This is a genomic window from Flavobacterium aquiphilum, from assembly GCF_027111335.1.
GTDB lineage: Bacteria > Bacteroidota > Bacteroidia > Flavobacteriales > Flavobacteriaceae > Flavobacterium > Flavobacterium aquiphilum.
Genome location: NZ_CP114288.1, coordinates 1,559,768 through 1,574,588, shown reverse-complemented (window position 1 = coordinate 1,574,588; position 14,821 = coordinate 1,559,768). Strand labels below are relative to the sequence as shown.

At 35.2% G+C, this 14,821-nt stretch carries 12 protein-coding genes; 8 read left to right on the top strand and 4 right to left on the bottom strand.

What is annotated here, in order from left to right:
• Positions 1-23: 23 nt before the first annotated feature.
• Positions 24-275: a type B 50S ribosomal protein L31 gene (locus OZP12_RS06605; protein WP_281228263.1), complete on the bottom strand. Its 252-nt coding sequence runs from the start codon at positions 273-275 to the stop codon at positions 24-26.
• 239 nt (positions 276-514) lie between these two features.
• Here OZP12_RS06605 and OZP12_RS06600 point away from each other — a divergent pair, with 239 nt between their 5' ends.
• The 5 genes from OZP12_RS06600 to OZP12_RS06580 all read left to right on the top strand — a co-directional run bounded on the left by OZP12_RS06600 (position 515) and on the right by OZP12_RS06580 (position 6,722).
• The gene (locus tag OZP12_RS06600) at positions 515-1,054 is read left to right on the top strand and encodes a DUF4199 domain-containing protein (protein ID WP_281228262.1); all 540 of its coding nucleotides are present in this window, start codon (positions 515-517) and stop codon (positions 1,052-1,054) included.
• On the top strand, positions 1,054-2,010 hold the full coding sequence (locus OZP12_RS06595) for a glycosyltransferase family 2 protein (protein ID WP_281228261.1): 957 nt from the start codon (positions 1,054-1,056) through the stop codon (positions 2,008-2,010). Before OZP12_RS06600 ends, OZP12_RS06595 begins: the two co-directional genes overlap by 1 nt.
• 328 nt (positions 2,011-2,338) lie before the next feature.
• On the top strand, positions 2,339-4,066 hold the full coding sequence (locus OZP12_RS06590) for a phospho-sugar mutase (protein WP_281228260.1): 1,728 nt from the start codon (positions 2,339-2,341) through the stop codon (positions 4,064-4,066).
• Complete coding sequence (locus OZP12_RS06585; protein ID WP_281228259.1) at positions 4,066-5,913, top strand: ABC transporter ATP-binding protein; 1,848 nt, start codon at positions 4,066-4,068, stop codon at positions 5,911-5,913. Before OZP12_RS06590 ends, OZP12_RS06585 begins: the two co-directional genes overlap by 1 nt.
• A 107-nt stretch (positions 5,914-6,020) precedes the next feature.
• Complete coding sequence (locus tag OZP12_RS06580; RefSeq protein WP_281228258.1) at positions 6,021-6,722, top strand: DUF2971 domain-containing protein; 702 nt, start codon at positions 6,021-6,023, stop codon at positions 6,720-6,722.
• 132 nt (positions 6,723-6,854) lie between these two features.
• On the opposite strand, the gene OZP12_RS06575 is transcribed toward OZP12_RS06580, so the two are convergent.
• The 3 genes from OZP12_RS06575 to OZP12_RS06565 all read right to left on the bottom strand — a co-directional run bounded on the left by OZP12_RS06575 (position 6,855) and on the right by OZP12_RS06565 (position 12,052).
• The gene (locus tag OZP12_RS06575; protein ID WP_281228257.1) at positions 6,855-7,577 is read right to left on the bottom strand and encodes a hypothetical protein; all 723 of its coding nucleotides are present in this window, start codon (positions 7,575-7,577) and stop codon (positions 6,855-6,857) included.
• A 299-nt stretch (positions 7,578-7,876) separates the two neighbouring features.
• The gene (locus tag OZP12_RS06570; RefSeq protein ID WP_281229028.1) at positions 7,877-10,300 is read right to left on the bottom strand and encodes a TonB-dependent receptor plug domain-containing protein; all 2,424 of its coding nucleotides are present in this window, start codon (positions 10,298-10,300) and stop codon (positions 7,877-7,879) included.
• Between the two features lie 54 nt (positions 10,301-10,354).
• Positions 10,355-12,052: a M23 family metallopeptidase gene (locus tag OZP12_RS06565; protein ID WP_281228256.1), complete on the bottom strand. Its 1,698-nt coding sequence runs from the start codon at positions 12,050-12,052 to the stop codon at positions 10,355-10,357.
• 269 nt (positions 12,053-12,321) lie between these two features.
• Here OZP12_RS06565 and OZP12_RS06560 point away from each other — a divergent pair, with 269 nt between their 5' ends.
• The 3 genes from OZP12_RS06560 (at position 12,322) to rny (ending at position 14,691) form a co-directional block, all read left to right on the top strand.
• Positions 12,322-12,612, top strand: a complete 291-nt coding sequence (locus OZP12_RS06560) for a hypothetical protein (RefSeq protein ID WP_281228255.1) — start codon at positions 12,322-12,324, stop codon at positions 12,610-12,612.
• A 7-nt stretch (positions 12,613-12,619) separates the two neighbouring features.
• Positions 12,620-12,913, top strand: a complete 294-nt coding sequence (locus OZP12_RS06555) for a cell division protein ZapA (protein ID WP_281228254.1) — start codon at positions 12,620-12,622, stop codon at positions 12,911-12,913.
• 215 nt (positions 12,914-13,128) lie between these two features.
• Positions 13,129-14,691 (top strand): ribonuclease Y, encoded by a 1,563-nt coding sequence (rny, locus tag OZP12_RS06550; protein WP_281228252.1) that lies wholly within the window; start codon positions 13,129-13,131, stop codon positions 14,689-14,691.
• The last annotated feature ends 130 nt before the right edge of the window (positions 14,692-14,821 follow it).

Sequence of the window (14,821 nt, the reverse complement as noted above, 5' to 3'; positions counted from 1 at the left end):
TTATGTGTTTGAACACACTAAAATTATTTAACGTGTTTAGCGTATTTAGTTTTGAATTTATCAATACGTCCAGCAGTATCGATAAGTTTAGATTTACCTGTGTAAAAAGGGTGAGAAGTTCTAGAAATCTCCATTTTTACAACTGGATATTCAACACCTTCGTGAATAATAGTTTCTCTAGTCTCAGCAGTAGATTTAGTGATAAAAACTTCGTCATTTGACATGTCTTTAAAAGCAACTAATCTGTAATTTTCTGGGTGTACACCTTTTTTCATCTTGAATCTTTTTTATTTGTTAATTATAATTTGCCTTGAAGCTTTTCTTCTTACAGAAAAGGTATAGACCCACTATAACTTTTTGTTTTTACTTTATTATTTTGAGTTTGCAAATTTACACTTATTTTTTAATATACAAACCTTTGCATTAGTTTTTTTATATCATCGTAAAAATCATTTTTTACACTCCCATATTTTGGGAATTACTATATTTGTGGATTATTTAAAATCTATTACTAATGGTAAATGAAATTGTAAAAAGAAACGGAATAAGTTTCGGGGTACTAATCGGAATTGTTTCAGCACTAATAACAGCAACAATATATGCTGTAAACATCAATCTTTTTATTTCAGGTTGGCTTGGAGCATCCATTATTGGGATCTATATTATCATTTCTATTGTTTTATTGGTAAAAACAAAAAAAGACTTGAAAGGGGTTTTTCCTTACAAAGATGCTTTTACCACTTATTTTATTGCAGCAGTTATTGGCATAGCAATTTCAACTTTATTCAATATTATTCTGTTCAATTTTATTGATCCATCTCTCAAAGACACTTTAAAAGAATTAACGGCAAAATACACTGTAGAAATGATGAAGAAATTTGGAACCCCAACCTCTGCCATCAATGAAGCCATGAAAAAATTAAACGAAAACAACCCTTATTCAGTAATTGAATTATTAAAAGGTTCAGTTTACAATATTGTTTTCAATTCTATTTTTGGTTTATTAATGGCCGCGTTCTTTAAAAGCAACACTACACAGCAAGCATACAAATAATGAATTTATCAATACTCATACCGCTTCTAAACGAAGAGGAATCACTGCAAGAATTGTACACTTGGATTATTTCGGTAATGAAATCTAACAATTATAGTTATGAAATCATTTTCTTGGATGACGGAAGTACTGATGAATCCTGGAACATCATTTCTGGATTTGCCTCCGAAAATCCAAACGTAAAGGGAGTTCGGTTTATGAAGAATTTTGGAAAATCACAGGCTTTGCATGCTGGTTTTGCAAAGGCAAAAGGAGATGTCATTATCACCATGGATGCCGATTTACAAGACAGCCCTGACGAAATTCCGGAATTGTTTGAAATGATTACCAAAGAAAAATACGATTTGGTTTCGGGTTGGAAAAAGAAACGTTACGACTCTGTTGTAGCCAAAAATCTTCCTTCAAAACTATTTAATTGGGCTGCCAGAAAAACATCTGGTGTTGAACTGAACGATTTCAACTGCGGATTGAAAGCCTACAAAAATGTTGTCGTAAAAAACATTGAAGTATCTGGGGAAATGCACCGATACATCCCGGTTTTGGCCAAAAATGCCGGTTTTGGAAGAATTGGTGAAAAAGTGGTTCAGCACCAAGCCAGAAAATATGGTGAAACCAAATTTGGGATGGAGCGCTTCATCAATGGTTTCCTTGATTTGATTACGATTTGGTTCCTTTCCCGATTTGGAAAAAGACCAATGCATTTATTTGGCGCAATAGGTTCCTTAATGTTTATTCTTGGATTTTTATCAGCGGGATACATTGGAGCCTCGAAATTATACCATATGTATATGGGAATGCATTATAGCTTGGTAACCAACAATCCCTGGTTTTATATTTCCTTGACAACAATGGTTTTGGGAACACAATTGTTCTTAGCAGGATTTCTTGGAGAAATTATTTTGAGAACCAAGCACAACGAGGAACGTTACAAGGTTGCCAGCGAAGTGAATTTTTAATTCCTCACCCCCGACCCCTCTCCGAAGGAAAGGGAAGCAAGGACGTGACAAAATAGCGCTTGAAATTATTTTTTGAAGTTGCAAATTGTGACCTCAAAAAATTTAAAAATAAATTAATTACAAAAACTGAGCTTGTCGCTTTGGCATATTAGCCCTGATAGAAGTGGAAACCCTTTTTTGAATAAATCTATTTTTTCCTGAACGGGCAGAGCGACCAACGGAAGCTCCTGACAGTTCTTGGGAAAAAAGATTTAAGAAAAAAAGGTTGTAACGAATAGCAGGACGAAGCTCCTAATAAAAATGACTAATAATTTAAACTAAAAATAAAATGCACATTCCTCAAAACATTTTAGATGCTTTAAACGAATGGTTGACACCAACATTCGACAACGAAACACAAGTAGCGGTTAAAGAATTAATGACCACTTCACCAAAAGAATTAGAAGATAGCTTTTATAAAAATTTAGAATTCGGAACGGGCGGTATGCGAGGTGTAATGGGAGTTGGGAACAACCGCATCAACAAATATACGCTTGGAAAGAACACTCAAGGACTTTCCAATTATATGCAATCTGTGTTTCCGGGAGAGGCTTTGAAAGTTGTTATTGCTTACGATTGCCGTCATAACAGTCAAACTTTGGCCAAAGTGGTTGCCGATGTTTTCTCTGCCAATGGCATTCAGGTATATTTATTTTCGGACTTGAGACCTACTCCAGAATTGTCTTTTGCACTTAAATATTTAGGATGCCAATGCGGTATTGTACTAACGGCTTCACACAATCCGCCGGAATACAATGGTTACAAAGTGTATTGGCAAGATGGCGGGCAAATTGTTCCTCCGCAGGACGGAGAAATTATCCAAGCCATCGAAAAACTGAATTATAACGAAATCAATTTTGCTGCTGATGAAAAATTGATACAATATATTGATACCGAAATCGATGAGGCTTTTGTAAAATCATCGGTTGAAAATGCTAGTTTCAATACTCCACAAGAAGCCAAAGACAACTTGAATATTGTATTTACTTCTTTACACGGAACTTCGATCATGTCTGTTCCTGCGACTTTGGAAAAAGCGGGTTATAAAAACGTGAACATCGTTCCGGAGCAAGCTAAACCGGACGGAAATTTCCCAACAGTGAAATCACCAAACCCAGAAGAACCGGAAGCTTTGACAATGGCACTTGCTTTGGCTGACAAACTAAATGCCGATATCGTTGTGGGTACCGACCCTGACTGTGACCGTTTGGGAGTTGCTGTTAGAAACAACGAAGGCAAAATGATTTTGTTGAACGGAAATCAAACCATGATTTTGATGACGGCTTTCTTATTGGAACAATGGAAAAAAGCCGGAAAAATAAATGGAAAACAATTTGTGGGCTCTACGATTGTTTCTACACCAATGATCATGGAATTGGCAACTGCTTATGGCGTGGAATGTAAAGTAGGATTGACCGGCTTCAAATGGATTGCCAAAATGATCAAAGATTTCCCTGAACTGGAATTTATTGGTGGTGGAGAAGAAAGCTTTGGTTTCATGGTTGGTGATGCGGTTCGTGATAAAGATGCGGTTGCAGCCACTTTATTGATTTGCGAAGTTGCGGCTCAAGCTAAAGCCAAAGGAACTTCGGTTTACAACACCTTATTACAATATTACGTAGACTTTGGTTTCTACAAAGAACATTTGGTTTCCCTTACCAAAAAAGGAAAAGAAGGATTGGCCGAAATCAATCAAATGATGGTTTCGCTACGCGAAAATCCTTTGAAAGAAATCAACGGACAAAGAGTCGTAATGGTAGAAGATTATAAATCATCAATAGCCAAAAACTTGTTTACCGGCGAAGAAGAAACAATGGATATACCAAAATCTGATGTGTTGATTTATTATACTGAAGATGGTTCTAAAATTTGCGCCAGACCAAGTGGAACTGAGCCAAAAATTAAATTTTACATCAGCGTAAAAACCGAATTAGACAGCGTTGCCAATTTTACCAAAGTGGAAGAAACTTTGAACGAAAAAATTAAAAATATAATTACTGCAATGCAGTTGAACTAATGGACGAAAATTTAAGAAAAATATTTCCCTATATAAAGCCTTACAAATCACACGTAACTTTAAATGTGTTTTATAATGTTTTATATGCGCTTTTCAGCACGCTATCATTTATATCATTAATTCCTATGATGCAAGTGCTATTCGATAAAGCAGAAAAAGTAACTTCAGAGCCTGTTTACAAAGGCATTTTTGACATAACAAAATATGGCAAAGATTATTTATATTTTTACATTTCTCAATTATCCGAAGAAAGCGGTCCTCAATATGCTTTAGTTTTAGTCGTTTCGATAGTAATATCAACTTTCTTGCTAAAAAATATTTTCAACTATTTAGCTTCAAATCATTTAACACTCCTAAAAAATGGAGTTTTAAAAGATTTGAGAAATACAATGTATAATAAGATTATTGAACTTCCTGTTTCCTATTATTCCGAAAAAAGAAAAGGTGACATCATGGCCCGTATGCTGGGCGATGTTGGCGAAGTTCAAAACTCCTTCTTTGCAATTTTAGAATTAATTGTAAAAGAACCAATGACAATAGTGTTTACCATCGTTGCCATGTTTGTTATCAGTGTCAAACTAACGCTTTTCGTCTTCGTTTTCATACCTGTTTCCGGGTATTTAATTTCAATAGTCGGGAAATCACTCAAATCAAAATCAGAACGAATTCAATCCGAAGGTGGTCATCTAATTTCGATTGTTGAAGAATCGCTTTCAGGAATGAAAGTGGTAAAAAGCTACAATGCCGAGAATAGCTTCAAAAACAAATTCAATGATTCTGTCATGAGACTATTACATCTGTCTAACAGCATTGGCAAAAAAAACAATCTTGCTTCACCAATGAGTGAATTCATGGGGATAGTTGTTATTGCCGTTTTACTTTGGTATGGCGGAAATATGGTACTGGTTGAAAAATTGACAAATGGACAACCTTTATTGGACGGAGCCAAATTCCTTGCATACATGGGATTGGCCTATAATATTTTAACTCCTGCCAAAGCAATTTCAAAAGCTACCTATTCTGTAAAAAGCGGTATGGCTGCGGCAAAACGTGTATTTGAAGTTTTGGAAGTTGAAAACACCATTACCGACAAACCAGACGCTATAGTTAAAAAATCGTTTGACAATATCATTACTCTTGAGAACATCAATTTCAAGTATGAAGATGAAAATGTTTTGCATCATTTTTCTTTAGAAGTCCCTAAAGGCAAAACTGTGGCTCTTGTTGGTCAGTCGGGTAGCGGAAAAAGTACCATTACCAACTTATTGACCCGTTTTTATGATGTTCAGGAAGGGAATATAAAAATTGACGGTATCGACATCAAAGACATGACTTTGACTTCTTTACGTGATTTGCTTGGCTTGGTGACTCAGGATTCGATCCTTTTCAACGATACCATAAAAAACAATATCCTTATTGGAAAACCAGATGCTACTGATGAAGAAATTATCGAAGCGTTAAAAGTTGCCAATGCCTACGAATTTGTCAAAGATTTACCAAACGGAATTTATTCCAATATTGGTGACGCAGGAAACAAACTTTCCGGTGGGCAAAAACAACGTCTTTCGATTGCCCGAGCTGTTTTGAAAAATCCTCCTATTATGATTTTGGACGAAGCAACATCTGCTTTGGATACCGAAAGCGAAAAATTCGTTCAAGTTGCCTTGGAAAACATGATGCAAAACCGAACTTCAATTGTAATTGCTCACCGTCTTTCGACCATTCAAAAAGCTGATTTGATAGTTGTAATGAAAAAGGGAAAAATCGTAGAACAAGGAAAACACGAAGAACTTATTGCCATGAATGGCACTTACAACAAATTGGTAAATATGCAGTCTCTCGAATAGATTAATTTTGACATAAAAGCACAGAAGGGTTATAAAGTTTAGAAGTTTAGCATATAAACTAAATTTTATAACCCTTCTAAACTTTACAAACCTTCTAAAAACAAAGCATGTACCTCAACAATCCCAACATAAAACTTCCGGAAGATTCAGATACCATTGTGTGGAAATACCTGGATTTGTCAAAGTTTTTGGATTTATTGCTTTCCCGAAAACTATTTATGTCACGGTCGGATAAATTTGAGGATCAATACGAAGGTACTTTTAGCGAACCTACGTTTGAGGAAATCAAAAAACTCTCCATTGACAATCCTGATTTTTTGAATTACTACAAAACACATCGGGAAAAAGTAGCCATAAGTAGTTGGCACATCAATGAATATGAATCGTTTGCCATGTGGCAAATTTTCACCCAAAACAGCGAAGGATTAGCCATACAGTCCACAGTAAAAAGACTTCAGGATGCGCTGCACCCAGAAAACAATCACAAGCAATACATTGGCGAAGTCAATTATATCGATTACAAAAAAGAATACATTCCGTTTGACGACATGTTTTTCCCTTTTTTGTTCAAACGAAAAAGTTTTCAGTACGAGCGTGAAGTGCGCATCATCACTGACGTGGCCGAAGACAACATCAAATTAAACGACGGTTTGAAAATCAATGTAGACATCAATCAATTAATTGAAAAAATCTACATTCATCCCAAATCCGAGAATTGGTATAAAAATTTGGTGATTCAGTTGGTAAAACAACTAGGATTTGATTTCCAAATTGAAAAATCTGATTTGGAGAGCGATATTTTGATTTAGGATTTTTGAGCTAGAAATTACACCTATCAAAAATTTAAAAAAAAATTACCATTAAGATATTAAGTTTCATTAAGCATTACGCATACTTAACTTCCTTAATATCTTAATGGTAAAAAATATATTTTGTGATTTCTAGATCGGATTATAACTCTCCGCTTTCCAATCTTTACTTGTTAAGTCAATATAATAGTAATGCACCACATCTTTACTATCAAATTTTCCATTCTTGCTGGTATCTTCAACCGTTCTAAAATACAGTCGCTTTTGCGATTCGATTAAATTCCAATCTATCAGTTCCTGAAAATCGGGTGAAACTTTAGTAAAATTCTCTCCGCTAATATCACTCAAATACAAGGTCGTAATATCGCTCACATCCAATTTTCCATCTTTATTGGTGTCAATATCCATCATTGAATACACCATAATTTGTCTCTTTATTTTAGCAGAAACATCTTTCAGGTAAGTTGCAGTCTGAATCAAAACAGTCTTATCTGTCAAGGCTTTTATCGAATCGGAACCAATTCTTTGAAATTTAAGATTCTGTAAATAACCCGTAATTTCATTCTCCGAAGCGTTCGATATCGTAAAACTCGCATCATTCACGCTCGAAGATCCATATCTGTTTTTCGAACCTTTTTCAAACACATTCAAATCCCCCACCGGATGTATCAAATAATTCGTTCCTTCCAGTTGTATCGGCAAATCGGCAATTTCTATCTGAGTGGTATCCACTTTGGCGGCCTCCCTTACTCCTTTGGACGCTCCATAAATCACTTTCGGTTTTTCAACCTCCTCTTTACAACTTGCCAAAAGCAAAAGTGAAATCCCAATATAGGCGAAATGTGATCCTCTCATAATATTTTACTATTTAAAATAATCTCAAATGTAATCATTTTTAAAAATCGGAAGAAACTATACAACAGATTTTATTCTCCCTCTCATTCATCAAAAAAAGTCGAATATTTATTTTTGGGAGCAGAAACATTAAGCCTTTTCAGCAAGCATTGTTCCCGCTATCCGCTATATCTTTTCCTTTTTAAAGAAAAAAGGAAAAGGATGTCGCTTCACACGAGCAAAGCGAACTGACGAAGTAATCGGGGCTAAAAACCAGCATTTTTGCTTTTTACAGTTACTCCAAAAACAATCTTCAAAGACTACAACCTCACATTCAACTTCAAGTTAAAAACTCGTGTGGTCATATAATTTGGAATTGCATATTCCGTTTTCGTATAAACATCCCGAACCCAAGTATTCGTTATAGCATTCTGATTATCAAAAAGATTGAAAATCTCAAATCCTAAAGACAATTCTTTAAAGTTCTTGAAAAACTTCTTCTTTGACATTCCCGTTTTCTGATCGATAAAAACTTTTGAAAACCCTACATCTGCACGACGATAATCCTTCAATCGGTTTTGGTACAAATAAGGATCAGCATAAGCAGGTGAACCACCCGGTAATCCAGTATTGTAAACCAAATTCAAATACAATTTCAAACTCGGAATCTTTGGCATATAGTCTTGAAATAAAAGTCCAAATTTCAAGCGTTGGTCAGTTGGTCTAGAAATATATCCTCTATTATCGATATTCTCTTCAGTTTTCATATAACCGAAACTAACCCACGAATCCGTTCCCGGAACAAATTCACCATTCAAGCGCAAATCCAATCCTTGCGCATAGGCAACCGCATTATTGTCTGCTGCATAACGAATCCTTACATTATCAATCGTATAAGGATTCACATCTGTCATCTTTTTATAATAAGCTTCGGTAACCAATTTAAAAGGTCGTTGCCACATTTTGAAACTATAATCATTTCCCAAAACAAAATTTAAAGATTTTTGAGCTTTAACATCAGGCTGTACCACGCCGTTATAATCGCGCAACTCCCTATAAAAAGGAGGTTGACTATAAACCCCAACAGTAAACCTAAAAAGCATATCTTTTTTCCAATCGGGTTTGATGGCAAATTGCCCCCTCGGACTAAAAACAGTTTGCAAATTGCTTTCTAAATTATCTCCCGTCACTTCCCAACTCTGCATTCGGGCACCCAAATTATACCAAATTTCATTTCTTCCCCAGTTATCTTTTCGTCCCCATTGCGCATAAGCCGAAAATCGGTTAATGTTGGTGAAGTTTTTGACTTTTACATATTGGTAAGGAATCAACAGACCTTCATAAGGCTGATAAGGCTCATCATTTTTGGGCAATACAATTGGCGGTCGTATAGAAAATCCAGCCGAGTCAATAACTTCCCATTCCGAAATTCGATCACGGATATTTTCTCTGGTGTATTTTACTCCCCATTCGATTTGATTTTGCTTCCAGTTTTTCAAACCCTTCACTTCCAAATTGGCAATTAAAGCATCCAAATCATTTCGAGCGTGATTGAGCTGCGAACCCACGCCTCTTGAATAAGTTATATCACCATAAGTATCCGAACCGATATTTGTATCAACTTCACCCAAACGGTATTGCGCATAAATATCAAAATATTCCTGCTCGATGGTATGAAATACGGAGCCAATAATTTTCAGTGTAAAAGTATCATCCACCTCATAGGTCGTTTTTAATGCACCAAAATAAGTACTGTATTTATCTTTTTCTATACCATTGTAATAAACAGCAAGAGCCATTGGAGCATCGGCTGTACCAAAATTGGTTTGACGTGTCAATGGTTGATACAAATACTTATTTTGAGAAATATTTCCTAGAAAACTCCATTGCCATTTGGATGAAGCCTGATAATTGATATTAGTTTGCAAATCGGCAAAAGTTGGAGTATAATTGGTTTGCGTTTCCTGACTATTCACAAGTAGGCTGTTATTTCGATACCTTATTCCCGTAATCGCCGACCATTTTTTATCTTTTGAAACTGCATCGACAGAAAGGCTTCCGCCAAGAAAGCTTATTTCAAGATTGGCACCAAATTGTGTTGGGTTTCTATAAGTAATGTCCAAAACCGAAGACATTTTGTCTCCATATTTCGCCTGAAAACCTCCCGCCGAGAATTCTATATTCTGAACCAAATCAGTATTCGTAAAACTTAATCCTTCCTGTTGTCCAGACCGAATCAAAAATGGACGATAAACTTCGACCTCATTCACGTAAACCAAATTCTCGTCATAATTACCGCCACGAACAGAATATTGTGTACTCAATTCATTATTCGAATTGACTCCCGGCAATGTTTTCAAAACATTTTCGATACCGGCATTGGCTCCAGGAATAAAACGAATGTCCTTGGCTTCAAAAGTAATAATACCCTGAACCGTTTTTTTATTATTGCTATTGATTACAACCTCTCCCATCTGCTCCTCATAAGCGTTCATATTCATGTTGAACTCATAAACTTCATTTGAGGATAATAAAAGTTTTAAACTAACTTTTTTTAAAGAGACATGTGTAAATTCAACGATTACATTTTGATTCGAAGGGACAGCAATTTGATAAAACCCCTTTCCATTAGTTTGAGTTTTAGAATCGGAGCACGATACATTCACGCCTTCAACCGGAAGGTTTTTTTCGTTCAAAACGATCCCTTTTACAAAAGCCGTTTGAGCAAATGAATACATTCCCATCCATAAAAAAATAAAAAGGCAAAGGGATTTAGAAATATTCAATTGATTTTACTTTTACTGTTTTTGATTTCTTAAAAAACGAGTTTCAAAGGTAGAAGAATTCCCTACATTATCAACAACAACAAGTTTTAATTGATTCTCTCCCTCAGCAACAATTCCGTCACTAAAGTCATGTGTCAAAACCCCTGTTTTGTTATCATACTCCATCAAAATCCATTTCCCGTTTAGATAACCATTATACGATTTAATCCCCGACATATTATCCGAAATGCTTACCTGAAGTAATTTCTGATTATCCAATCTTTTCCCTTCAATAGGTTTTGCAATTTTTATTGTTGGCGCTATTGTGTCAATCGCTAACTTATAACGTCCCAATAATTTCACTCTGGTTTCATAAACATTGTTTTTTTCACGAGTCGAATTATAACTTACTCTGTTGCCTTCTATTCTCCCAATGAAAACTTTGTCTTTTTTATTAGCAGGAAAAGCATCACTCGCCATTGTAATTGTAAAGTTGGTGTGCGCTGGTACAATATCTTCGTGAACTGTCATAACATCATCCTTTACATCAAAATTCAAATTAAAATCGTTGTAAAATGTCCCTGCCGGAAAAAATACTGAACACTTATTTTTTTCAAAAAAGCAATCTTTTGAAGCTTTCACAACGTAATTAGCGACAGCCGATTCTTTTTCGATTATTGGAGTCAACATATCATATTCGACCGGAATAGAAATTATCGTTTTGTTTCCATAATAATCGGAAACCTGTAAACCACAAACCGAAGTCAGGTTGGGCTGGGGTACCAAAACGCCATTTGATTCATCAGCCTTAATAATGCTTAAATTATATGGCGGATCCATAAACAATTTTTGAATCCTTTGTCCTGTCTTTTTATATTTTGCATAATCGATTAAAGCATTTACATATCGCATTTCATCAAATGCATACGTATTGAATTGGTAACCAAAAATCGATTTTCCGTTGCAGGTCAAATTCACATCAAAAACTCCATTTCGATTAAAAGAAACATCATCGTAATCATAAGCTATGACTCCAAAACCAATTTTACCGTTGGCAACAACTTTATCAGCCATATAAGTTCCGTCCTTTTGCAGCGATAAATTAATCGGTATAGGACGCTGCGAATGATTTACGGTTGTTTTGGAATCCAACGGATAAGCATACAAGTTGGTAACAATCGGTTTCTTCGTGTCCTTCATCAAGGCGTCAAAACCAAAGAACATCGGGTTAATAATTTTCTCGGTTTTAGTATCCCTAAATTCAAAATGAAGATGTGGCCCCTCAGAAGCACCCGTATTTCCAGAAAGTGCAATTAATTGTCCTTTTTTAACTGGCATTTCATTGGGCTTGAAATACATTTCAATTTCAAAAGACTGTTCTTTATAATGCGTTTTCTTTATAAAACTCTCAATCGAATCCGTAGCTCTTTGCAAATGGCCATACACTGAAGTAAATCCGTTTGGGTGATCGATATAAATAGTTTTTCCATTTCCAAAAGTAGAAATCTTAATTCTGGATACATAACCGTCAGCAACAGCATGTACTTCCAGGCCTTCTTTTTGAAGTGTTTTCATATCAAAACCCGCGTGAAAATGATTGGGTCTCAATTCACCAAAATTCCCTGACAATTGTAAAGGTATATCTAATGGAGGACGAAAATAATTCTTCGGGTAATTTGTTTGAGCAAAAAGAAAACTGGTAAAAAGGATAGATAAAAGGGAAAATTTCATAGGTAAGTATATATTTATTTTCAACGATCATTTGTAATTCGCATATCTTGATCAGTTCTAAGAATCAATTTCTATACATGCTCATTTCATAGAATACATTTTCGCTAAGATAAAAAAAGGAAGCTATCCTCACAAGGTAAAACAAATACAAAATTTAATCATTTGATCTACAAATAGTTAATTAATTTAACGTAAAAAAATCGATAAAATATTGCATTAATAAAAAGGAATACTAACTTTGTAAGATTAAGTAATGAATAGGAATTATAATGAGTGTGATTGCAGAAATAATTGATACTCTAGAAAATAAGATTGGAAAACTTTTTTTAAAAATAAAAAGTTTAGAGCAAAACAATCAAGAATTACAGATAGAGTTAAAAAATGCTGCACTGTTGATACAAAACCAATCCAAAGAGATTGAAACGTTAAAAACACAACTGGAAACGCTCAAAATAGCCAATACATTATTAGGCAGCGACGACAATAAGAGAGATACAAAGCTTAAAATAAATTCAATAATTCGTGAAATTGATTACTGCATAGCCCAGCTATCAGATTAATAAAAAAATGGACGAAAAGCTTAAAATTAAAATATCAATTGCTGACAGGGTTTACCCATTAACGGTAGATTTTGCTCAGGAAGAAGGACTTAGGAGTGCTTCCAGAAAAATTGATGCGATGATAAAGCAATTTGAAGAAAATTATGCCGTGAGAGACAAGCAAGATGTATTGGCAATGTGTGCTTTACAATTTGCTTCTCAAGTAGAACAAAAACAGATTGATAACATTATAAATGGTGAAGAAACCATTGACAGATTAAACAAAATCAATTTGCTTTTGGACGACTATCTCGAAAAATAGAAAACGAACGTTCTTTACATAGACTAAGATACTGCCTACATTAGTTCATATTGGTAAACTCAACACTAACAATTTAGAATGAGCAAATCGTCACTACTATAGCATGCCACGCTTCGGCGAGGAAACTTGAACAGTGAGTTAGCTCAAAACTTGTCTATACGAGTTTATACAACTTCTAATGTAGGCTTTTTTTATATATTAATTTTTTAACAAACATGGAAATCATAACAATAATTATTTCAGCAGTTATAGGTATTGCAATTGGATTTGGTATTGCCAAAATCATCGAAAAAAGCAACATCTCTAATATGATCAAAGGCGCAAAAAAGGAAGCCGCTTCTATCCTAAAAGATGCTACTCTTGAGGCCGAAAATATTAAAAAAGATAAAATTCTTCAGGCAAAAGAAAAATTCATTGAATTAAAAGCAGAGCACGAACAAGTAATTCTAGCCAGAGACAAAAAAGTCGCTGAAGTAGAAAAAAGAGTGCGCGATAAAGAATCTCAAGTTTCAAACGAATTATCAAAAGCAAAAAAAGTTAATGATGATTTTGAAGCTAAGACCGCTGAATACAATTCAAAAATCGAAAATTTAGATAAAAAACAACAAGAGGTTGAAAGACTTCACAAAAGTCAATTACAACAACTAGAAGTTATCTCCGGATTATCAGCAGAAGAAGCCAAAGAACAGCTTGTTGAAGGCCTTAAAAATGAAGCGAAGAGCAAAGCCATGTCTCACATTCAGGAGACTATCGAGGAGGCTAAGTTAACAGCACAACAAGAAGCCAAAAAAATCATCATCAACACGATTCAAAGAGTTGGTACTGAAGAAGCAGTAGAAAACTGCGTTTCAGTTTTCAACATCGAATCGGATGACGTGAAAGGTAGAATCATTGGACGTGAAGGTAGAAACATCCGTGCACTTGAAGCAGCAACCGGAGTTGAGATTATCGTTGACGACACTCCAGAGGCTATCATACTTTCTTGTTTTGACCCAGTGAGAAGAGAAATTGCTCGTTTGGCTCTACATAAGCTAGTTACAGACGGACGTATCCACCCTGCACGTATTGAAGAAGTTGTTGCCAAAACAACTAAACAAATTGATGACGAAATCATTGAAGTAGGTAAACGTACTGTAATCGATCTAGGAATTCACGGTTTACACCCAGAATTGATCAAAGTAGTTGGTAGAATGAAATACCGTTCTTCTTACGGACAAAATTTATTGCAACACTCCCGTGAGGTTTCTAAACTTTGCGGAATCATGGCTGCTGAATTAGGATTGAACGTAAAACTTGCCAAAAGAGCTGGATTACTTCACGATATTGGTAAAGTACCGGATGCAGAAAGTGATTTACCACACGCATTATTAGGTATGCAATGGGCCGAAAAATACGGTGAGAAAGAAGAAGTTTGTAACGCGATTGGAGCTCACCACGACGAAATAGAAATGAAATCATTACTTTCACCAATCATCCAAGTTTGTGATGCTATTTCGGGAGCAAGACCAGGTGCGAGAAGACAAGTTTTGGATTCTTACATCCAACGTCTGAAAGATCTTGAAGATGTTGCTTACGGATTTAGCGGTGTGAAAAATGCTTATGCAATCCAAGCTGGTAGAGAACTTCGTGTAATTGTAGAAAGCGAAAAAGTATCTGATGAGAATGCCGCAAATTTATCATTTGAAATTTCTCAAAAAATACAAACTGAAATGACTTATCCAGGTCAAGTGAAAGTCACTGTAATCAGAGAAACAAGAGCCGTAAACATAGCAAAATAAAAACCGAAAGGGTTCAAAATATAAATTCCAAATTCCAATTTACAGATTGGGATTTGGAATTTATTATTTATCCAAAAATGAACTTTGACGGCTCTTTAGCCCTGATGAAGCCGATATCCTCGCAGAGATA

Bases quoted from the DNA above. Each gene is read 5' to 3' on its own strand.
- OZP12_RS06605 (WP_281228263.1), bottom strand. From the start codon at position 275: ATGAAAAAAGGTGTACACCCAGAAAATTACAGATTAGTTGCTTTTAAA.
- OZP12_RS06600 (WP_281228262.1), top strand. From the start codon at position 515: ATGGTAAATGAAATTGTAAAAAGAAACGGAATAAGTTTCGGGGTACTA.
- OZP12_RS06595 (WP_281228261.1), top strand. From the start codon at position 1,054: ATGAATTTATCAATACTCATACCGCTTCTAAACGAAGAGGAATCACTG.
- OZP12_RS06590 (WP_281228260.1), top strand. From the start codon at position 2,339: ATGCACATTCCTCAAAACATTTTAGATGCTTTAAACGAATGGTTGACA.
- OZP12_RS06585 (WP_281228259.1), top strand. From the start codon at position 4,066: ATGGACGAAAATTTAAGAAAAATATTTCCCTATATAAAGCCTTACAAA.
- OZP12_RS06580 (WP_281228258.1), top strand. From the start codon at position 6,021: ATGTACCTCAACAATCCCAACATAAAACTTCCGGAAGATTCAGATACC.
- OZP12_RS06575 (WP_281228257.1), bottom strand. From the start codon at position 7,577: ATGAGAGGATCACATTTCGCCTATATTGGGATTTCACTTTTGCTTTTG.
- OZP12_RS06570 (WP_281229028.1), bottom strand. From the start codon at position 10,300: ATGGGAATGTATTCATTTGCTCAAACGGCTTTTGTAAAAGGGATCGTT.
- OZP12_RS06565 (WP_281228256.1), bottom strand. From the start codon at position 12,052: ATGAAATTTTCCCTTTTATCTATCCTTTTTACCAGTTTTCTTTTTGCT.
- OZP12_RS06560 (WP_281228255.1), top strand. From the start codon at position 12,322: ATGAGTGTGATTGCAGAAATAATTGATACTCTAGAAAATAAGATTGGA.
- OZP12_RS06555 (WP_281228254.1), top strand. From the start codon at position 12,620: ATGGACGAAAAGCTTAAAATTAAAATATCAATTGCTGACAGGGTTTAC.
- rny (WP_281228252.1), top strand. From the start codon at position 13,129: ATGGAAATCATAACAATAATTATTTCAGCAGTTATAGGTATTGCAATT.